General features: G+C 42.4%; 21 protein-coding genes. 16 read left to right on the top strand and 5 right to left on the bottom strand.

The window, feature by feature from the left end:
* Positions 1–51: 51 nt before the first annotated feature.
* The 4 genes from EAH55_RS09475 to EAH55_RS09460 all read left to right on the top strand — a co-directional run bounded on the left by EAH55_RS09475 (position 52) and on the right by EAH55_RS09460 (position 3,840).
* Positions 52–1,053, top strand: a complete 1,002-nt coding sequence (locus tag EAH55_RS09475) for a YncE family protein (protein ID WP_121809407.1) — start codon at positions 52–54, stop codon at positions 1,051–1,053.
* A gap of 130 nt (positions 1,054–1,183) precedes the next feature.
* Positions 1,184–2,221 carry a fatty acid desaturase gene (locus EAH55_RS09470; protein ID WP_121809406.1) on the top strand — a complete coding sequence of 346 codons (1,038 nt, stop codon included), beginning with the start codon at positions 1,184–1,186 and terminating at the stop codon, positions 2,219–2,221.
* Positions 2,222–2,350: 129 nt separating this feature from the next.
* On the top strand, positions 2,351–2,794 hold the full coding sequence (locus EAH55_RS09465; RefSeq protein WP_121809405.1) for a hypothetical protein: 444 nt from the start codon (positions 2,351–2,353) through the stop codon (positions 2,792–2,794).
* 137 nt (positions 2,795–2,931) lie between these two features.
* The gene (locus tag EAH55_RS09460) at positions 2,932–3,840 is read left to right on the top strand and encodes a hypothetical protein (protein ID WP_121809404.1); all 909 of its coding nucleotides are present in this window, start codon (positions 2,932–2,934) and stop codon (positions 3,838–3,840) included.
* 229 nt (positions 3,841–4,069) lie between these two features.
* On the opposite strand, the gene EAH55_RS09455 is transcribed toward EAH55_RS09460, so the two are convergent.
* Together EAH55_RS09455 and EAH55_RS09450 are read right to left on the bottom strand one after the other, a co-directional pair.
* Complete coding sequence (locus EAH55_RS09455) at positions 4,070–6,289, bottom strand: putative Ig domain-containing protein (RefSeq protein WP_121809403.1); 2,220 nt, start codon at positions 6,287–6,289, stop codon at positions 4,070–4,072.
* Positions 6,290–6,422: 133 nt separating this feature from the next.
* Positions 6,423–6,974, bottom strand: a complete 552-nt coding sequence (locus tag EAH55_RS09450) for a hypothetical protein (protein WP_162996803.1) — start codon at positions 6,972–6,974, stop codon at positions 6,423–6,425.
* A gap of 247 nt (positions 6,975–7,221) precedes the next feature.
* Here EAH55_RS09450 and EAH55_RS09440 point away from each other — a divergent pair, with 247 nt between their 5' ends.
* The 8 genes from EAH55_RS09440 (at position 7,222) to EAH55_RS09405 (ending at position 14,048) form a co-directional block, all read left to right on the top strand.
* A complete protein-coding gene (locus tag EAH55_RS09440; protein ID WP_162996802.1) occupies positions 7,222–7,578 on the top strand; it encodes a glycoside hydrolase in 357 nt (118 codons plus the stop codon).
* A gap of 116 nt (positions 7,579–7,694) precedes the next feature.
* Entirely contained in the window at positions 7,695–8,057 is a 363-nt protein-coding gene (locus EAH55_RS09435; protein ID WP_121809400.1) for a glycoside hydrolase, read from the top strand.
* A gap of 235 nt (positions 8,058–8,292) precedes the next feature.
* On the top strand, positions 8,293–8,649 hold the full coding sequence (locus tag EAH55_RS09430; RefSeq protein ID WP_112567926.1) for a hypothetical protein: 357 nt from the start codon (positions 8,293–8,295) through the stop codon (positions 8,647–8,649).
* A 130-nt stretch (positions 8,650–8,779) separates the two neighbouring features.
* A complete protein-coding gene (locus tag EAH55_RS09425; RefSeq protein WP_121809399.1) occupies positions 8,780–9,151 on the top strand; it encodes a hypothetical protein in 372 nt (123 codons plus the stop codon).
* A 289-nt stretch (positions 9,152–9,440) separates the two neighbouring features.
* On the top strand, positions 9,441–11,798 hold the full coding sequence (locus tag EAH55_RS09420; protein ID WP_121809398.1) for a TonB-dependent receptor: 2,358 nt from the start codon (positions 9,441–9,443) through the stop codon (positions 11,796–11,798).
* A gap of 3 nt (positions 11,799–11,801) precedes the next feature.
* Complete coding sequence (locus EAH55_RS09415) at positions 11,802–13,250, top strand: PepSY-associated TM helix domain-containing protein (protein ID WP_121809397.1); 1,449 nt, start codon at positions 11,802–11,804, stop codon at positions 13,248–13,250.
* Between the two features lie 3 nt (positions 13,251–13,253).
* Positions 13,254–13,475 (top strand): heavy metal-binding domain-containing protein, encoded by a 222-nt coding sequence (locus EAH55_RS09410; protein ID WP_121809396.1) that lies wholly within the window; start codon positions 13,254–13,256, stop codon positions 13,473–13,475.
* 279 nt (positions 13,476–13,754) lie between these two features.
* Entirely contained in the window at positions 13,755–14,048 is a 294-nt protein-coding gene (locus EAH55_RS09405; RefSeq protein WP_121809395.1) for a hypothetical protein, read from the top strand.
* Between the two features lie 12 nt (positions 14,049–14,060).
* Here EAH55_RS09405 and EAH55_RS09400 read toward each other — a convergent pair whose 3' ends face one another.
* The gene (locus EAH55_RS09400; RefSeq protein WP_121809394.1) at positions 14,061–15,299 is read right to left on the bottom strand and encodes a DUF3179 domain-containing (seleno)protein; all 1,239 of its coding nucleotides are present in this window, start codon (positions 15,297–15,299) and stop codon (positions 14,061–14,063) included.
* Positions 15,300–15,509: 210 nt separating this feature from the next.
* Between EAH55_RS09400 and EAH55_RS09395 the strand changes: the two genes are divergently transcribed.
* The 3 genes from EAH55_RS09395 to EAH55_RS09385 all read left to right on the top strand — a co-directional run bounded on the left by EAH55_RS09395 (position 15,510) and on the right by EAH55_RS09385 (position 18,487).
* Positions 15,510–16,220, top strand: coding sequence for a DsbA family oxidoreductase (locus EAH55_RS09395; protein ID WP_244228144.1), 711 nt, complete (start codon positions 15,510–15,512; stop codon positions 16,218–16,220).
* A gap of 117 nt (positions 16,221–16,337) precedes the next feature.
* Positions 16,338–17,051, top strand: coding sequence for a hypothetical protein (locus tag EAH55_RS31145; RefSeq protein WP_208644820.1), 714 nt, complete (start codon positions 16,338–16,340; stop codon positions 17,049–17,051).
* Between the two features lie 197 nt (positions 17,052–17,248).
* On the top strand, positions 17,249–18,487 hold the full coding sequence (locus EAH55_RS09385) for an MFS transporter (protein ID WP_121809392.1): 1,239 nt from the start codon (positions 17,249–17,251) through the stop codon (positions 18,485–18,487).
* Here EAH55_RS09385 and EAH55_RS09380 read toward each other — a convergent pair.
* On the bottom strand, positions 18,450–18,800 hold the full coding sequence (locus tag EAH55_RS09380; protein WP_121809391.1) for a hypothetical protein: 351 nt from the start codon (positions 18,798–18,800) through the stop codon (positions 18,450–18,452). The two genes, EAH55_RS09385 and EAH55_RS09380, sit on opposite strands and share 38 nt — an antisense overlap.
* A gap of 34 nt (positions 18,801–18,834) precedes the next feature.
* Here EAH55_RS09380 and nhaA point away from each other — a divergent pair, with 34 nt between their 5' ends.
* Complete coding sequence (gene nhaA, locus EAH55_RS09375) at positions 18,835–20,136, top strand: Na+/H+ antiporter NhaA (protein ID WP_121809390.1); 1,302 nt, start codon at positions 18,835–18,837, stop codon at positions 20,134–20,136.
* A gap of 54 nt (positions 20,137–20,190) precedes the next feature.
* Here the strand turns inward: nhaA and EAH55_RS09370 are convergent, their stop codons facing one another.
* A complete protein-coding gene (locus EAH55_RS09370; protein ID WP_121809389.1) occupies positions 20,191–21,315 on the bottom strand; it encodes a glycoside hydrolase family 26 protein in 1,125 nt (374 codons plus the stop codon).
* Positions 21,316–21,330 lie beyond the last annotated feature (15 nt).

Raw genomic sequence — 21,330 nt, 5'->3', positions numbered from 1 at the left:
CATTTTTACAGATTCGGGATTTAATTTCATGGCAATAAACAATCCCGAGAAATGAAAAAACAAATTTTGGCTGTGGCTATGCTTATTGCTGGCTTGGCTCCTTTTAAGTTGACCGCGCAAACCTATGTAGCCGATAAAACTATCGCGCTTCCGGGCGATGGCGGTTATGACTATTTATCTATTGATAAGGTTAACCGCAATCTTTATGTATCTCACGGCACTGCTGTAAATGTCATTAACCTGGATACCGAAAAACCGGTTGGCGCTATCGAGAACATGAAAGGCGTGCACGGCATAGCTATAGTAAATAAGGTTAACCGTGGTTTTATTAGCGATGGCAAAGCAAACGCCGTAGTAGTTTTCGATTTGAAAACGTTTAAAACCATCACTACCATTGCTCTTACGGGCGCTAACGGGCCGGATGCTATTATGTATGATCCCTCTGCCGATCGCGTGTTTACTTTTAATGGCGAGAGCAACAATTCGTCGGTAATTAACCCGTCTGCACTTAAACAAGTTGGTTCAGTAGCCCTGAGCGGCGCACCTGAATTTGCAGTATCCGACGGAAAAGGAAAGATATACAACAATCTTGAAGATAAAAGCAGTCTTGATGTTATCGATAGCAAAAGCCTTAAAGTAATTAAAAACTATCCCCTTGCCCCTTGCGGCGGGCCTACAGGCTTAGCGCTTGATGCCGTTAATCAAAAACTGTTTACTGTTTGCCGTGAAAATAAAGGCGTAAGCGTTTTCGATATCAAAACAGGTAAAGTAACCACAACCCTGCCAATTGGCGCCGGCGTTGACGCGGTAGCTTATGATCCGGAAACTAAACTGATTTTTTGCTCATGCGGCGATGGTGTTACAACTATCATCAAACAAAAATCGGCAGATGCCTATGAGGTGATCCAAACCTTAAAAACAGCTGAAAGAGCCAGAACAATGGCCCTGGACGCTAAAACGCATAAAATTTATTTAAGCGTAGCACAATTTGAACCCGGCACACGTAAAACCATCCCTAATACCTTTAAAGTAATTGTTTTCAAACAAAATTAACGTAAATTCTATATAAAATTTACATGAAACAATCGTGAAGATTCTACGTATTCCTGATATTGCTAATTAATTTTTACAAAAAAATGAAGTTTTGCGCACGTTATCGCTATATTTAACGTTTTAACACTATATGATTAAAAAGACTGATTTTGTTTATTCCCAGGAGTCTGAACCTCATCGAATCCGTACAAAAAAAATCTTGAAAGAGTTTCCGCAACTGCGTAAGCTTATCGGTAAAAATCCAAAAACCATATGGGCCATTATTGGATTAGTAGCTTTCCAGGTAGTTTTAGCCTGGTTTGTACGCGATCAATCATGGTGGATAGTTTTCGGAGCTGCTTATTTACTTGGCGCTTTTGCCGATCATGCATTGTTTGTAATGATACACGAATGTACACACCAGTTGCTTTTTAAAAACCGTAACGCCAACCGCTGGGCCTCTATGTTTGCCAATTTGCCGCAAATATTGCCAAGCGCTATTTCATTCGAAAAGTATCATATCAAACACCATTCTTTTCAGGGTGTACACGAGCTTGATGCCGATTTGCCAAACCGCTGGGAAGCAAAATTGATCAGCAATTCGTTTTTTGGTAAAGCACTATGGTTGTTGTTTTTCCCGGTATTTCAGTTATTCCGCTTATCGCGTTTAAGGGAAATTCACCCATTTGATGGCTGGATCCTGACTAACTGGTTATTACAGGCCGCATTTACAACTGCAATAGCCTACTTTATGGGATGGCATGCTGTTGCCTTTTTATTGTTAAGCTTTTCATTTTCAGTTGGTCTTCACCCACTGGGTGCCCGCTGGATCCAGGAGCACTACCTTACTGTTACCGAAGAGCAGGAAACATACAGCTATTACGGTAATTTCAACGCGGTAGCCTTCAACGTAGGCTTCCACAATGAGCACCACGATTTTCCATCTATCCCATGGAACAAACTTCCTGAGATCAGGAAAACCGCTCCTGAGTACTACGATACTTTACACTATCATACCTCATGGACTAAACTGTTTTTCCAGTTTCTGTTCGATAGGGAGATCTCGCTGTTTAATCGTATCCTGCGTAAGGATCGCGGTCGTGTAGCGTTAACAGACATTTCAAAACCAGATATCGACCTCACTAAAGCCGAGCCAACAAAGTCGGAACTTGTGGAAGTTGAAAAATAAGAAAATCAAAAAGGGCCTCAAAAGGGCCCTTTTTTGTTAACATAGGTTTACATAAAAACTATATTTCGTTTCAAATAATTCTTGTATTTCATCAACTAAATTCCGTATTTTGCTAATAAAATTAGCAAAATGAAACATATAAGCATAGCCGATCAACTCCTGATTTTTAGCCGTTATATTGGTCAGCAGGTTGTAATCATTAGTTTATTAAATAACAGCGACGTTAATATCGGTACGCTTATAGGTGTAAAACATAATGCCATAGCTGTTAATATTGATGATGTGATACGCTGGATCCCGCTTTATGATAATTTCAAGCTTTGCGAAATTAAACTGCTTCTGAAGCCATTAAAGAAATTAACGCCCGAAGTTGTTTCTGCTGCCAATGATCTCCCGGTAAAAGCATTCATCACCCCGTATTACCAGCAACAGGGTTATGACATGCCTGTTTTTATTGAACCCGGACACCCCTACAATTGCAAATATGTTCAGGAAATTGAACTGGCAGACTACCGTAGCCCGACAGAAATATTCCGGCAAAACGCCTTATTACATGCTTTTGAATCGGCATAAATGCTTCATGGTACGAATATTGCTCATTTTGCCTGTTGTCGACCGTTAAATTTTCATATAGTCGTAACAAAATCAAATAATTAATGTCAACTTCATACTAATGCGCTTTATTTGCGTTATTGTTTGCAAGAAACAGAATGAGCCGATCAAAAAAATTAAATATATTACTACCCATCATATCCCTGCTTTTTATGGGGGCCTTTGCCAAGCACAGGCTACTCGACAAGCAGGATATTACGGGCACCCTCAATAACAAGGAGATGGATGAAACTTCGGGCATTGCGGCCTCATCCATCAACCCGGATACCTACTATGTACATAACGACAGCGGCGATACCAGCCGTTTTTTTGCAATAAGTTCAGCAGGTAAGCTAAAATCAACTATCTATTTTAAAGGTGATAGTATCCACCAACTTGGCGTACAAGATTGCGAAGACATAGACGTTGGCCCGGGCCCCGAAAAAGGCAGAAGCTACGTTTACATTGGCGATATAGGCGATAATGCGCAAAACAGGCCATTCATTACGATTTACCGTGCGATCGAAAAAAAATCGTGGGCTAAAGACAATACTGCAAATGTAAATACCCCGGTTGCGAGCGCAAACTTTACATACCCCGATGGCCCTAAAGATGCTGAAACCATGATGATTGACCCTATTGATAAGCAATTGATCATTGTAAGTAAAAGAGGTGATACCGTTGGAGTTTATACTACCCCCTTAAATTATAAGGCCAATACAACAACCGTATTAACCAAACGCTGCAAACTGTTCTTTTCTGGTTTTAAGCCTTTCAAATGGATCACAGCCGGTGATATCTCCAAAGACGGGCAACAGATCCTGCTGAAAAGCTACGACAAGGTTTACTACTGGCGTCGCCAGCATAACGAGCCTATTTGGGACACCATGGTTCGTCAGCCACGCGAATTGGAATACAAAGTTGAAAAGCAGGGAGAAGCTATAGGCTTTCAGCCAGATGGTAAAGGCTATTACACTACCAGCGAGGGCGTTTTTGCGCCGATATATCATTATGACATACCGAATTGATCGGCAGCAGTTACAACATAGCAAAAAAGGCCTTTATCTATCCGATAAAGGCTTTTTTTGCTATTAATAAAACGTAAACGTCATTGCGAGGTACGAAGCAATCCCCAAACTATACAGGGCGAACCTGCTTATTGGGGATTGCTTCGTACCTAGCAATGACGCGTGTCCATAGTTGTTTCTTTTCAATTTGCATCCTATCAGGGTCTCTCATAGACTCCCTGAGGTATATTTACATAACCCGGATAAGCTTAACGCCATGCGGAGGTATTTTGAAAGTATATTTATGGTTCACTGCTATCAGGTATTTCTGCTCCCAGGCGTCACGCGCTTTGGTAAAGCCTTTTAACAGCTTATCGTTAGCATCAAGGTTAACAGTTTGGTATTTGTCAGATGTATTGAAGAAACCTATAGCCTTTTCGCCTTTGGTAAGTTCTTTCACCCAAATCTGCTGTTCATCCGTTTTAGAAACCTGCCTTGCACCTTTACCTAAAGCATCCTGATCTATGGCCAGCACTTCATCATTGGTTAATAAGCTAAGTGTAAACCTGTCCAGGTGTCCCATATCGCAACCAATTAATAAAGGTGCCGATAGCAAACTCCATAAACTGATATGGGTATATTGCTCATCATAAGTTAAACGGCTGTTGTGCAGGCTTGGGCCCCATCCTACTTTACCCACCACCAGCATATCCGGATCATTAAAGTGTCCCGGGCCCGCATAAGGTGAAGCTGGATCTTGTCCAAAACCAATATCGCTCATACTTCTCCAGGTATCCTGTATGTCGCCAGTAGTACGCCAGCTGTTACCGCCGGTTTCGGCACCCCATTTCCAAACATCGCCCCAGCCATACTGACAAAAGCTAAACATGATATCACGGTTTACCTTGTTTAAAGACGAGCGCATCAGCTCATAAGGTTTTTTAAGTGCAGGCAGGTCAGGGTGCGGCGGCGTAACTTCTGAATAAGAGCACCAGTCATATTTCAAATAGTCAAATCCCCAATCGGCATAGGTTTTGGCATCCTGATCTTCGTGTTGCCAACTGCCTAAAAAACCACCGCATGTACGAGGGCCCGGCGATGAATAAATACCGGTATGCAAACCAAGGCTATGTACATAATCCGTTAAACCTTTCATATCCGGAAATTTGCTGTTGGCTACAATAGCCCCATCGGCAGCACGATTTTCCGCTTCCCATCCATCATCAATATTAATATAGTTCCACCCGTAAGCGCCCAGTTTGTCTGACATTTCTTTGGCCGAAATCTTTACTTTTTCATCATTCACGCTTAATCCCCAGGCGTTCCAGCTGTTCCATCCCAAAGCCGGAGTAAGACCAATTTTATCGCCAATGCTAATTGTAAGCACTTTGGTTTTACTACCCAATTTATTGGTAACAGTAAGGGTTACCGGGTAGTCACCTTTTTGGTTTACCACACCGGTAATAATGCCAGTCGTGGCGTCAAGTTTTAAACCGTCCGGCAATCCATCCGCTTTATAACTAAGCGGTTTTTTACCGGTAGCCGGAATTAAATACAAGAACGGGTTTCCGGGCCTCGCGCCGTAAACATCGGGGCCGTTAATTTTTGGTTTGGCCGATGGATAAGGCGTAAGTACATAAGGAGTTGTTTCGGTTCTGACAATCTCCTTAGCCGATTTTTGATCGTTGAATGTATACGTAATGGTATATGATTTTTTAGCTAAACGGGCTATCACGAATGAATACGTGAATGGTTTGCCAGCAGTAAAGTTTGCAGGATTTGTTTTTTCGTAAATCACAGCGCCGTTTTCCGGATCAGTAACTTTAAAGGCCAAAGTACCCTGGTATTGATACTTATTGGTAGTGACCAATTTAACCGATTTTGCCAGGCTGTTATTTTCGCCGAACGTGAAATCACCATCGGTATTTACCGCTACGTGATCCATTACATCGGCCATTCCAATGCTAAAATTATCGCCATAAATACCGCCATCGCCACCGGTATCATAAATACGGATAGCTAATACATTCTCTTTATCCCACAAAATTGCCGGATCAGAAGCTGAAATATTATAGATACGCGGACCATAATTACCATCTTTTATAGTTCCGTTTCTACCGCCATACTTAGCGATCAGCTTTCCGTTCAAATATAGCTCGTCATTATCATCAACACTGGCCAGGTTTAACCTCAAACTATCCTTTAAATAAGCCTTTTCTTTGAGTGATGAAGGGATCACCACATGAATGCGATACCAGCCGAAACCATCATAATTTGGATGCCCCTGTGGCTCCCAGGAATGGGCGACATCAATATTCTGCCAGTTTTGATCGTTAAACGTTGGCGACGACCATTGGGTAGAGTCGCCAACGGCAAATTTCCAGCCCTTGTTAAGCTGAACGTCCTGTGCCGAAGCGGCCAGGCAACTACCGCCCAGCAAAAGCAGCGCGGTAAAAATCTTTTTTATCATTATAGGTTGTTTAATAGTGTATAGCGAAACAGGATTTCGCCAGGTTAGTGTATGCTTTTTAAAGGTACAATCATTTTGAATAATTAGAAATGTATTGTTAACATTTATCTTCAAAAACCGGTGTATAAAAAAATTAATCTTGCTGTCTTTCGGCCTGTAATTGTTTAAACGCCCGGGTCACTTGTTTACACCGCATGTAATTGATAAAAGCACAGAACAAGGAAGGTTCATCATGGCGGTCGAGAGAGCTTATGTTAAGGTAAACCCTATCTTCGGTATACAAACAGGTGATAAGGCGTTTTTGAGACGAATAATCATAAGGGTATTGAATGTATCTTGTTAAACGATCTCCATTTGTATCCAAAATTTCCAGGCGCCCTTCGTCCAAAGACTTGCGTATATCTTGCCTGCTGCTCTGCACACTGATACCTTTAACAACCAGTAACTTGTTAAACAGCAACAAATTCGCAATCATCCAGCTATCAAAAACCAATGCAAATGCAAACATCGGTGGCGATGATAAAGAGCTAATATATTGATTAACGCTCCAATTTGGGGCGAATGGCAATACCATTAATACAAAAGCAAAGAAGTAGTTAAAGAGATAATTCATTCTTGTGTTATCACCTGTATTACACACCAATCTTCCGGCATCTACACTTTTCTGAAAGTCAATTCTGTCCAAATCATTTTATTATTTATGATGCTAATATAGCATTCGGAATGAATGGTTTGCGGCATCGTTACTATAAAACCTACGCAAAAGCACCTAAAATTTCAACTGCATGTAAAAAAAGTGCAAGAGCTGATCATCAAGCTTTTGTAGTACAGTTTTTGCCATGTAATTATCAAAGACACCGACTGTAAACTTAATGTACAGTTTACGTTCTGGTTTAATATCGATTATACATTTACCATTGAAAACAACAGCTATGAAAAAGACTTTTTTAACCTTAGCCCTTGTAACAGTTTGTTTTGTGGCATGCTTTGCAGCCATTGCCGGAATGGCGGGTAAATGGGAAGGTAAACTTGAAACAGAAACCGGCGAGGTTTATCCGTTGCTTTATAATTTTCAGATAGATGGCAATAAGCTTACCGGCACTGCCAAAACCCCTAAAGGTGATATGCCTATCGAAGATGGCAAAATAACAGGTGATAGTCTTAAATTTACAGTTAGTATCGAAAATATTCATATCGCCCACACCGGTAAATTTTATGGCGATTCTGTTGGTGTGGATATCGAAGCTAACGGTTCAAAAGCCCATAGCACTTTAAAAAGAGCTCAATAGCCTTAATTTCTCCAATTTCAAGGATTAAATGCTATTTAAATCGCACAAAATATCATGTAATCATTTCATCCTATAAATCAAGGTTCTTATATTTATCTCAACCAAAATTCAATTTTATGAAAAAGATTTTTACTACTACTTTATTGGTAAGTTGCTTTATGATTTGCCTTGCGGCAATAGCTGATTTAAACGGCAAATGGTCAGGTAAACTGACTACAAGCGATGGCCAAGAATATCCATTATTATATAACTTTAAAGTTGACGGCGATAAATTAACCGGAACAGCTTTAACCCCGGAAGGAGATGTTGACATTAAAGAAGGTAAAACCAACGGCACCGATTTTTCCTTTACTGTAGCTACCAGCGGTATCGTGATCCCTCACAAAGGTAAATTTATGGGCGATTCGATCAGTGTTGAACTTGATATCAATGGCTCAAAAAGCAGCTCAGTATTAAAAAGGCCGGTTGAGAAGAAGTAAGCTTCAAAGATGATCGTCATGCCGAACTTGTTTCGGCACCCCACTTGCTAAGTTGTACCACCAGGTTGACCTACTCTTGGGATCCTGAAACAAGTTCAGGGTGACCTCTCTCTGATAAAAAGAAAAACCTTACCCAACCGGTAAGGTTTTTCTTTTTTATTTAAACTTAAAGGCAACAAAATTGTATATAGTTTAATATTACTGCATATAGGCATCTGCTTAAACTGTATCAACAATGAAAAAGGAGTTCCTGGCGATTAGTGCGTTTGTTATTATTACCGTTTTTAGTTTTATTTCAATGGCCGATATCAACGGCAAATGGATAGGTTCATTAAAGCTTCCCGGCGATGACCATTTTCCCTTAAGTTATACTTTTAAGATAGATAGCGGCAAACTTACGGGTACAGCCCATGCCCCGCAAGGCGATGTTGCCATTACCGATGGCATGATCAACGGCGACAATTTTTCGTTCAGTATCCCGGTACCGGGCGGCAGTTCGCCCCATACCGGTAAAGTTTACCAGGACTCTATCGGTATGAACCTGGTTTACAAAGGCCAGCATATGCATGCTACGTTGAAACGGGGGCAATAAAGTCTTAGGTTCAAAGTCGGAAGTCAGTTTCGAATGGAGAATTTGGACTTCAGACTTTTGACTTAGAACTTAAGCCTACCGACTTTTAACTAAAGTTGCGTATTAAGATTGCAGGGGTTACCTTTGCGCCATGCTGCAACGTATTACAGCCTATTTACTCATCTTTTCGCTGATCACGGTCAATTTCTCGCGGTTATTCATTTTCGCGGGTTTTGAAATGAACAGGAACTACATTGCCACCAAGCTTTGCGAAAACAGGAACAGACCCTGGCTGCATTGCGATGGTAAATGTTACTTCGCGAAAAAGATCAAACAGGCAGAGGACAAGCAGGCCAGCGACGAAAGGCAGTCGCAAAAGAGCCTCTTTCAGGAGGTTTATGTCATCAGCTCAACTGATGTTAAATTCCACTCCAGCCTGTTGCAGGTTATTTCAACCCCTTACACCCCAACCGTACCGGCCGACCGCCCGGTTACGATATTTCAGCCTCCCCAGTTAGGATAATCATTTCATTTTTATTGGTTTTTGATTGATGGTACAGGATAGTTATATCTGCTGTATAACTACAACTAAGTTGTTGCTATAGGTGCATGCCAATTGCGCACACGTATAGCATATACTCATTCCCTAAATCAAAAAACAATTGTCATTGGATTTGAAAAATGACAATCGCGTCCCTGTAGACTGAATCTGCATAGTTCGCGATTGCTTCGTCGTTCCTCCTCGCAATGACATATAGTACCCTACTCTACCCATTTTTTACACCGGGAGGCAACTCCTGTAATACTATATAATGAAACGATATTTAATCCTACTTATAACTTTTATACTTACTAAAACACTGGCTTACGGCCAAACAACACTCCAGGGTACCGTTACAGATGCCATTACTCACGAAGCCATAGCGGGTGCATCTATCTGTAAAGCTGATGCTAAAACAGGCGAAAAACTGGGCATGACCAATGCCAAGGGTCATTATAGCATCAACGTGCAAGGCATCTCCCAAATCAAATTTGCCATGGTGGGATACAGTGCCCGCATTGTTGAAGTATCTGCCATAAAAGGCTCAAAACTTGACGTAGCATTAGAGCCATCAACCGTGGATTTGCAACCTGTTGTAGTAACAGCCAGCCGCGAAGGCCAGGCAAGGCAAGACGCTCCTATTGCCATCAGCAAAATTAATTCAACCCAGATCAAGGATACCAAAGCAACAGCACTTTATCAGTTGCTGAACAAAGTAGCCGGCGTTTACATGGTGAACCTGGGCAACGAGCAACATACCATGGCTATTCGCCAGCCTATTACTTATAATGCGCTTTACTTGTATATGGAAGATGGTGTACCTATTCGCCCTACGGGAATCTTTAACCATAACTCGCTTTATGAGATCAACATGTCGGGGGTTAAAGATATCGAAGTGATCAAAGGCCCTGCATCATCGCTTTATGGCAGTAACTCCATTGGCGGCGCGGTTAACTTTATTACCCAGGGACCGCCTACAGGTTATGCAGGTAATGTGTCTGTTCAGGGTGATAATTACCATTACCGTCGTGTAGATGCTGATGGAGGGTTTACGCAAGGTAAATTTGGCTTGTATGTAGGCGGATATGTAGCCCACCAGGCCGATAGCTGGCAGGATTATTCTGATTTTGATAAATATTCGGCCAACTTCAAAACTACTTATGATTTCAGCGCCAAAACCAAGCTCACCACTTCGGCAGCGTATAACTATCTTAATACCCAAACCCCGGGTAGTTTAGATAGCGCCCGTTTTTATGACCGCAGCTACGGGTCAAATCAACGCTTTACCTATCGTAAGGTAAAATCGTTCCGTGCCAGCACACGTTTAGACCATCAGTGGGACGATAAGAACAGCACTTTTGTAACCCTGTTTCTCCGTGGCAATTCAACCGCGCAATTGCCAAGTTATTTTATATCGGACGTTCGCGATGCAAACGGCGTTTACAAAAGCAGTAATGGACAAGTGAACGATCAAAAATTTAACAGCTACGGCTTACTGGCGCAACACCGGGTTGATTTTGATTTCCTGCATTCGAGGTTGATTGGTGGTGTTTATATGGATGACAGCCCAAGCTCATACTATGCCCAATATCTTGACATCACCAAAGATGTAGCCAACAACTATTACACCAGCTTCACCAACACCGGCAGGTATATCGATAACTACAAGATCAAGTTATTCAACACAGCGGCTTATGTTCAATACGAGATCAAGCCAGTAGAAGCTTTGCGTATAGTAGGCGGTTTACGTTACGATAGGGTTCATTATAATTTTGACAATGAAATCCCGGCAGGGCAAACCAAATACAAGCAGCAGGAAACCAACAATTTTAATATCGTGGCCCCTAAACTGGGCATCACCTATAACTTTGGCAACAACAAAGGTATTTATGCCAACTACAGTGTAGGCTTTCAACCACCAGAAACCGGCGATTTGTACAGCTCGCGCCAGCTAACACAACTTAAACAAGCCACTTTTGATAATTACGAAGCAGGCGGCTGGTTTTCGGCATTTAATAAAAAACTATACTTTGAGCTGAGCATATTTGATTTGGAAGGTCATAACGAGATTATTAACCAGTTACTGCCCGATAACACCACGCAAAACCAAAACGCCGGTGCTACACGTCACCGCGGCATCGAATACTCGCTTACCGTAGCCCCGGTTAAAGAGCTAACCTTTAGGTTTAGCGGTACCAATGCCAAACATACCTACGTTGAGTACAGCGAAGTAACCACCAATTACACAACCGGCACCAACACGGTAACCAACTATGATGGCAAACGCATGAACAACGCTCCGGCCTGGATAGCAAACTCCGAGCTTACCTACAAGCCACAATACCTGCCCGGTTTTAGGATAGCAACAGAGTGGCAGCACATTAACCAATATTTTACCAACCCAGCCAATACCAAAACTTATTCGGGTTATGATATCTATAATCTGCGTTTAGGTTATGACGTAAAAAGCAGCGTATTGAAAGGTGCGGGCATCTGGTTCAACGTATTGAACTTAACCAATAAGCTTTACGCCACAACGGTAACCAGCAGCCAGTACGGCGATACTTATAACGCCGCGCCGCCGCGTACATATACCCTTGGCATCAGTTATTCATTTTCAAAATATTGATCAATGGCATCAGCAGCAGTAAAAAGCAAGTTTTATAAATGGCACCGGGTGTTGGGCTTAATAGCCCTCATCCCGGTGATATTCTGGACATTGAGCGGGCTTTCACACCCGTTCATGTCCAATTGGTTCAGACCGTCTATCGCGGAGGAGGTATTTAAACCGGTGCCGCAAAGCCAAATGAAACCAGTGCTCAGCATTCAGCAGGTGATGGACAAAAACAGCATTACAGCTATCCGGAATTTTGGCCTGGTTAATTTTAACCATAACACCTATTACCAGGTGTTGGATAAGGATAGTGTGTACAATTATTACTCGGCCAACGATGCCATATTGTTAAAAGATGGCGACAGGTTATATGCGACTTACCTCGCCCGTTATTTTACACAGGATTCAACATCCAAAATCAAAAATATAGATTACCAAACAACCTTTGATGGGCAATACCAGCCTATCAATCATCTTTTGCCTGTTTGGAAAATCAGTTTTGACCGCCCGGATGGGATGGATATTTACATTGAGACCTCGCAGAGCCGCATGGGCACGTTCAATAATAATACCCGTAAGGTTTTCCTGTGGCTGTTTGAGCAGTTTCATACCTGGCAGTTTTTGGCCGATATTGGCGGCGATACTTTCCGGAATGTAGTGTTGCTCATCATCATGACAGTGATGTTATTTGCCTTGATTAGCGGCCTTACTGTTTATGGTTTAATGTGGAAGAAGTTTAAATCCATTACCCAAAAGCGTAAAGAAAATGGTAGCGAGGATAAACGGATCGTTCATCGTTATCACCGGCAAATTGGGATCATCGTTTCCTTTGTGATGTTTACGTTTGTGATCAGCGGTGCATTTCACCTTGCGGTAAAGCTGCACAATACCGAAACACCCAAGCCCGATTACGGGCAGGTGATAGACAGGAAACAGTTAGCGATATCAAATTTGCAACTGCCTATTGCCGATAGCCTTGCCAAAAGAGTTGCCACAGTTAGTTTTAGCGGTAATACTTACTACCAGGTAACCGATAACAAAAAGCGGATCTCCTATTTCAATACCTTAACTGGTAAAGAACAAATTAATGGCGATGAGGATTATGCCCGCTTTCTGAGTACCTATTATCATACCGTCCAGGATCCTGATAAGTTTTACGGCCGGGTAAAAGTTAGCCAGGTAAAGCAGTTTGATAACGAGTATGGATTCATCAACAAACGACTGCCAGTTGAGCGGGTGAGCTATGCCGATGGCAGCAATTGGTACATTGAAACAACTTCATCAAAACTGGCTACAAAAGTTGCAGGTATTGACAGGGCCGAAGGGCTTTCTTTTATATTTTTACACAAGTATTTCGGCATGACCTGGGCGGGTAAAAATATCCGCGACATAGTGAGTATGCTGGCTGCCTTAGGCGTGCTGGTAGTATCACTGTTCGGCCTTGCCTCATTCGTCAAAAATAAATAATCAATGAAAAAAAGCTTTATCATTTTGGCCTTGGCGAGCCTTGCACTTGGCGCCTGCAGCAGTTCGGTTAAAAGCACCAGCAAAACCGACAGCACCGCCACCGTAAAGAAAAAAGGTAAGTACACCTGTACCATGCACCCCGATCTTACTTTTGATAAACCCGGTACCTGCCCTAAGTGCGGCATGGCTTTAGTTGAAAGGGATACTACAGAGGATAAGAAATAATAACAGAAAAATGTCATTGCTGTAAGGAGCGGCGCAGGCAACGTGCCTTGGGGCGACGTGGCAATCTCGTAGCTATGCAGCTCAGGCATGCATTGGCTACGAGATTGCTTCGTGCCTCGCAATGACATGGTTCTAAATTTATCACAATTGCGCACATTAAAAACGTGCGCAATTTTTGCTCGTAACAATCACGCGGTTTAGCCGTCTCATTCCTACAAACAAATCAACTTATCCGCGGTTATACCCCTTGTTACAAATAAATCATTAATTTTGGCGCTGATGAAAAAGGTGGAAGTATTAAAACTTATTGACTTGGTTGAAGAGATCAAGAAACTTGATGAACTCATACAACAAAGTCGCAGTAAGAAAACTTCTGATTTCGTGATCAATCAATACGAGGCTAAAAAGCTTAAGCTCATCGGCTCAACCATCACCGAACTGGCCTCCGCCCCTATTCAATCTATTGAAAGCTATCAACTTATTCAAAAAATCCTGAATAAGTATTACCCTAATGTATCAGAAGACAGCCTGCTTAGCAACGATGATATCAGTAAAATAGCGACAGCTATTTAATAAAGCTGTTTATTAAAATGGTGGGTAAATAGATGCCGTTTGCTCCAGCGATTCGTCGCCCTTCCAGAAAGTAGTGGCGGGATGGAAATGTTTCCATGAATGCCAGTACTCCTGATAGGCCTGTATTTTGGCAAGGCGCTGCCCTTTTTGCGAACCGGTTAGGCACAAACCGTCCCAATCCCAAACCGAAGCTGTTTCTTCATCGGTAAGCATACCTTTATCGTCCAATTTAAAATGAAGCGTTTTGCCGTTTACCGAAGTATTCCAGGCGTGATAGCTTAGGCTATCCTTTTCAATACCAATAAGTAGCGAGCTTTTGTTTAATTCGTCGTTAAGCAGGCGTTTGGCATACATGTGGCGCCAGTCGTAGGCTTTCGCTTTTCCGTTGATGATCACCCCGATAATCCAGCTTTTGCGCATCAGGGAATCTTTATTTTTTAAAGTGCTGTCGCGATCAACAAACTGTACACGGTCATAGTTTTTTAAGTCGGCATAATCGGCAGTATATAACCTGTCAGGCTGCAGAATAAGCGTTTCGGGATGTTTCTGTAACCACGAAGCAAGCGTCATTTGCTCATAGGGTAATTCGGTTAATTGCTGCCCTTTAAGCTTACCAACAGCGGCGTTACCAGTAGCCTGATACCACCATGTTTTTGTGCTTTCGTCCTCAATAATAGCGTTATAATGCCTTGCCCCCACCAGTCTGAAGTTTTGCCTCACTCCGTTGATAAGCGGACTGTAAACCCTGCCGGTACGGCACATTGTACAGTAGGTAACCAATACAGGTTTATTACCCACCTCATCCTGTAACTTATGATGATAACCGAGATAAATGAGTGGGTAAGCCTTTGCCACGCCGTTATTTACCACACCAACCACCAGATAGTTTAGTGGCACATGGTTGCTCAAACCGTTTGTAAAAACAGCTTTTTCTGTTTCTTTAAACATGGTTTCGGCTTTATACATATAATCGGTGATGTAAAAGCTGCCTAAACAAAGTACAAAAACAGCGGCTTTAACGGCCTTTTGTTTAAAGGTATTTTTATTGTAGAATTTAAACAGATACCAAACAATAAACAGCATGCCGATCAGGCGCAGGGGCATAACTATTTTTTCGAGATAATAACAAACAGTTATGGCATTTAGGTCCTGACTGCCGGGAAAAGGCATTAACAGGTAAGCATGAATAAGACCCGGCACTACCAGCAGGATAATGCCTATCCAGAATATTTTAGCACTGTTCCATCTCATGCTTGTTCAATAAATCTTGAGCAATGGGCTTAATCTCAATAAGTTTATAATCGGTTTATAATTTCCTAATTTATAAAAATTTACAAATACAAAAAACTATCGTTCAAATAAAAAAACAATTAGATGTTAAGGGGAGGCTTTTAAATTTTACTTTGCCCTTACGGGGATAGCAACTGTAGCTATTAAATTTGTTTAAACACTAAATAAGAAATGATGAAAGTAGAAATATGGTCGGACGTGATGTGCCCGTTTTGTTATATAGGCAAACGCAGGTTTGAAGAAGCACTTGCCGGGTTGGATGGGAAAGATCAAATTGAGATTGAATGGAAAAGCTTCCAGCTCAATCCCGATCTTAAAACCAACCCCGACATCAGCATTAATCAATACCTGGCAGATATAAAAGGCTGGACACTCGATCATGCCGAACAGATGAATAATCATGTTACCCAAATGGCGGCACAGGCCGGACTTACCTATGATTTCAGCAAATCGGTTGTGGCCAACAGTTTTAACGCGCACAGGCTGGCTCATCTGGCCAAAAAACATGGCCTGGGCGATGCAGCCGAAGAAGCTTTGTTTAAGGCATATTTTACTGAAGGCCGTAATATTGATGATAATCAAACCCTTATTGAACTGGGTACAGCCATAGGCCTCAACGCCGATGAAATTAAACTAACGCTTGAAACCGACAGCTATGCCGATGATGTAAAACATGACATTGCCGAGGCTCAATACTTAGGCGTACGAGGCGTGCCGTTTTTTGTAATGAACCGTAAATATGCGGTTTCCGGCGCGCAGGAAGTGGCGATTTTTAAAGATACGCTTGCTAAAGCTTTCGCCGGTTGGCAACTGGAAAACCCCAAACCGGCATTTGATATTATCGAAGGAGAATCATGCAGCCCGGATGGAGACTGTGAATAATTGAAAAGGTTGTAAACTTTTCTTAACAATATTTGTATCAAATATTTTCAAATACACGTACAAAGGGCTAAACTATTTATATTTAAGGCATTAAAACTATTGCTTAGCCCTTTGTATATGAAAAAAATCTACTATAAAGTATTTACCCTGCTTTTAATAACCGCTTCTGTAAGCAGCTGCAAACTCGATCCCCCTCTTGGACCCGACAAAGAAACCAAGGCTATTGATGTAAGTCCTACTACAAATACAGGGACTGGTACTGGCACGGGAACTGGTACAGGTACTGGTACTGGTACTGGAACTGGAACTGGAACTGGAACTGGCACAGGTACTGGAACTGGAACTGGAACCGGTACAGGAACAGGAACAGGAACTGGCACAGGTACAGGAACTGGTACCGGGACAGGCACGGGAACTGGCACAGGAACCAGTACTGCCGACGATGGTTCTGATTACCCGGCTGCTGCGCAGGGAACAATTTCTTACCGGGTTGATGGCGGTGCCACAGTTGTTAAAAATGGCCCTATGCTCACGTCTATCGATCAAAGTCCGATATCTACTACCGGAACTACTATGATTTCATACATTAATGGCAATGGCTCAGATATATTTCAAATAGGTGCCAACACATTATCTGCCGGAACCTTCGACATTACAGCTATAAATGCCGATGCGCCGGGAACTTTTTGGGGCGGTAAAATTAAATTCACTACGCTAAACCATTCAAGCCCTACAAAAGGGAATGCAGTGGGCACGTTTAAAGCTGAATTTAAGGATCTGGGTACTGGTGATATGCATACCATTGTTGGTTCATTTAACATAAAAGGCTAAAATAAACCGAGGCTATATTATCTGGAGGCGGTCATTTATCCCTAAAACGGTTAAAATGACCGCTTTTGCTTTTAACAGGGTGCTTAACTCACCTAAAAGTAAAAAACGATTTAGCTTAGTAAAAAGTATAATTAATTACCTTATATTTGTGCAGCCTATTCATAGTGTCATTTTGACACTATGAATACTATTTTAACATGAGCAACTTACCCGATTCAAAAGATACCATCAACAAACTTACGCTGCGCATTGCCGTGGGGGCCATGTTTTTTATGGCGGGATTAAGTTTTTCAAGCTGGGCATCGCGCATTGCTACCGTTCAGCAAAATATGGGCTTATCCGAAGCTGGTTTGGGCGCTGTATTATTCGCGTTGCCGGTTGGGTTAATGTGTTCCCTGCCCTTCTCAGGTTGGATCATTACCAAAATAGGTAGTAAAAAACTGGTTATTGGTGCTCTACTTGTTTATGCTATAGCACTGGTAACCTTAGGCCTGGCGCAAAATACCTTTCAGCTTATTATATGCTTGCTGTGCTTTGGTTTTGCAAGTAACTCTGTAAACATAGCCGTAAATACGCAGGCTGTAGCTACCGAGCAGCTTTACCAACGGCCTATCATGGCATTTTTTCACGGCTTGTGGAGTCTGGCCGGTTTTACAGGTGCCGGCATAGGCACTTTTATGATAGCAAAGGGGATTGCCCCATTTCATCATTTTTCACTAATGCTGGTAGTGATTGGCATTGGTGTTGCAGTAGCAGCCCGTTACCTGAAAGATGATAAAGTGACCGATGCAGGCCCCGTATTTGTAATGCCCGATAAATCACTTATCAAATTAGGTATTATCGCATTTTGTTCGATGATTTGTGAAGGCGCCATGTTTGACTGGAGTGTGATTTACTTTAAAAAAGTTGTACTTGCTCCGCAGGCATTGGTTGGTATAGGATTTACCACCTTTATGTTCACCATGGCGGGCGGTCGCTTTGTTGCCGACTGGTTCGCGCATAAATTTGGCTTGAAACGCACCTTGCAGGTCAGTGGTTCGTTAACTGCTACAGGGTTGTTGATAGCAGTCGCTTTCCCTCATGTTTATACTGCCATGGCGGGTTTTTTACTGGTTGGCGCTGGTGTATCATCAGTAGTACCAATGGTTTACAGCGCGGCCGGCAAATCAAAAACTATGCTGCCGGGAGTAGCTTTGGCAGCGGTATCGACCATTGGTTTCATGGGCTTTTTAGTTGGCCCGCCGGTTATTGGTTTTATAGCAGGTATCGCCACACTTAGGGCTTCGTTTATCCTGATTGCCTGTATGGGAATCTCGGTAGTTGTGGTATCAACCATGGCTAAAATCGATTCGGATAAAACCCAGGAAAAATTGCCCGACGAAACTGCAACCGTTGATTTTAGCCCTCCCGTTCCAGATCCTCAGCAGCAGGATTAAGCAGGTATTCAAACTGCTCGTATCCATTGTGAAAAATAAATTTCAGCCTTTCCTTTGGTAAATTAATATCCAAAGCCATCAGCGCCAGGGTTTCGGGCAGGTTATCCCTGATCAGTTTCAGATCGGTAACGTGGGGCATCTCTACAAAAATATCATCTCCCTGTGCCTTTATTTCCCAACCGTGTATATGGGCGTTTTGCAATGTATTTATCCATTTTTGCTGATAGTTGTTCATAGCTGATATTTTATTGGTAAATACTTTATTGCCGCTTTTTGTTTTACCCGGATCATAACCGAAAGGCCATTTCGCCAAAAAATCAAACTTAATTCCTTACTTTAGGTCATCTATGAAACAAAGCTACCCCATTGATAAAATTACGCAGCCGGTAAGCAAGTTCATACACCAGGAACATACCGGCGGTATAGTACTTTTTATCAGCGTCATTATAGCCATCATATGGGTGAACTCGCCTTTTCAGCATAGTTATCATGAGCTTTGGGATCTCAAACTGTCCTTAGGTTTTGATAAATATGCTTTAGACCATCCATTGCACCTATGGATCAACGATGGCCTCATGGCTTTGTTCTTTTTCGTGATTGGCCTCGAACTGAAACGTGAGTTTATGGCCGGCGAATTATCCTCAGTAAAAAAAGCATCGCTCCCCATGTTCGCCGCTTTAGGCGGAATGCTGGTACCTGCTTTGATCTTTTTCCTTTTCAACGCAGATAAACCATCGGCCCATGGCTGGGGTATCCCGATGGCTACCGATATTGCTTTCGCATTGGCCCTATTATCTATGGCTGGCAAACATATTCCTTCATCAGTAAAAGTTTTCTTGTCTGCATTAGCAGTTGCTGATGACCTTGGGGCCGTTTTAGTTATCGCCCTGTTTTATAGCAGCCATATAGCACTTATGCCGCTTACTGTTGGAGTTTGGTTATTGGTGCTGCTGCTTATTGGCAATAAAATAGGGATCAGAAGTACGGCCTTTTACCTTATCATAGGCTTTGCAGTTTGGATAGCCTTTTTACTTTCGGGCATTCATGCAACTATTGCTGGTGTACTGGTGGCCTTTACAATACCGGCACGCACGCGGATCAATGAGGCGGGCTACGCTCAATCGGTAAAACAATACCTGACCGATTTCGAAAAAGAAATACCCAATAACAGCACCCTTATTACTCCCGAGCAGCACCATCTTATTGATAACATAAAGAAGCTTAGTCTTGACGCTGAAACACCTCTTCAAAAAATTGAGCATGCCCTACACCCCTGGGTAGCTTTTATTATTATGCCGCTTTTCGCACTGGCAAATGCGGGGATTGTTATCGGTCATGATTTTTTCTCGTCACTTATTAATCCGGTGAGCATGGGTGTAACCATTGGCTTGCTGGCCGGGAAGTTTACCGGCGTATTGTTATTTACCTGGCTCATGGTAAAATTTGGCGCTCAACTCCCCGCAGGTTCAACCTGGAAACAAATGACCGGCGTGGCTTTATTGGCCGGCGTTGGGTTTACTATGTCCCTATTTATCTCGGCCCTGGCCTTTGATCAGGCCGAAATGATTGATCAGGCTAAATATGGAATCTTGTTAGCTTCATTATTGGCGGGAATATCGGGATTGGTTGTTCTAAAGCAGAAAGCTTAAGGCTAAAAGCAAAACGCCTTCTTTTTGCTATGAACTATCATCATGAACCATGAACTACTGTTTCCAGTTCGGCTTACCGTAAATGCCCAGCGGAGCTATGCGGTTTTGAAAAATGGTTTGCGGACTGTTATAAAACTTTATAAAATCATCGGCACTGGTTTGGCCGGGATAGGACACATAATAATGATGATCGTTTCCGTTACGCCAGGCCATTACATATGAAACTTTATGTTTAGCGAGGGTTTTCAGTAACACATCTGTCCACCAGTTAGCCATGGGAATACCTTCATAGCCGGTTTCGGGCAGGCATGATATTTTACGATGCTTAGCAGCAATGGCATCAATAATACCCAGGCGTTTATCCAGTTTAGTTTGGTAACCATCTACACTTTGTGTGCAATAATTATCGAAACCTATAAAATCGGCATAAGCATCGCCCGGATAGCGTTCCAGAAACTCATCTTCCGATTCAAAATCAGCTGCCGAAAACACAATGAGCAGGTTGTGTAATTTCCTTTTATCCCGCAAATAATCGATGGTAAAGCGCCACAGCGTTTTAAACTCTTCGGGGGTGCTGGTATTTTTGCACCACCAAAACCAATTGCCCGTAAGCTCGTGAAAGGGGCGGAACAATATCGGGATTGCTTCGCCCTCAGAACCTTTCATATCGGCCAGGTAATTTGCAGCCCGATCCAGATAAGCAACATAAACACTATTAAACGCACCACCAGGAATCAAATCTTTAACCGTATGCTGCGTTGTATCCCAGGCCGTTTTACCATTGGCAGGGTTATCCATGTGCCAACAGAAAGTATTGATACCTCCACGCGCATAAACATCTTTTACAAACTGCTTTTGCTGTTTAAAAGCAATACCGTTAATATCGTAAATACTATCATGCTCAATCCGGGCCAGGTCCCAGCCATACATGGCCGGGTATGATCCGGTAACGCTTTTCACATCTGAGCGTCCAGGCTCATCGCGCCAGCCAACACCATAAGCCAAATCATCATGATGACCGAATATTACGCCCACATTTAACAAACGCTGCATACTATAGAAAAGCTGCCGGGTTTCGGCAGTGGCTTTTTTATCAGCAGGTTCAAATAGTTGCGCATTGACAGTTGAACTACTAACCAGCATGCATAAAATAATTATTCCTTTAAAAAAACTATTCATTGGCACTTATCTTCT

The organism is Mucilaginibacter kameinonensis (genome assembly GCF_003675385.1).
Taxonomy (GTDB): Bacteria; Bacteroidota; Bacteroidia; order Sphingobacteriales; family Sphingobacteriaceae; genus Mucilaginibacter; species Mucilaginibacter kameinonensis.
Note: the sequence above shows the minus strand (reverse complement) of the source record. Positions and strands in the feature narration are given on the sequence as shown.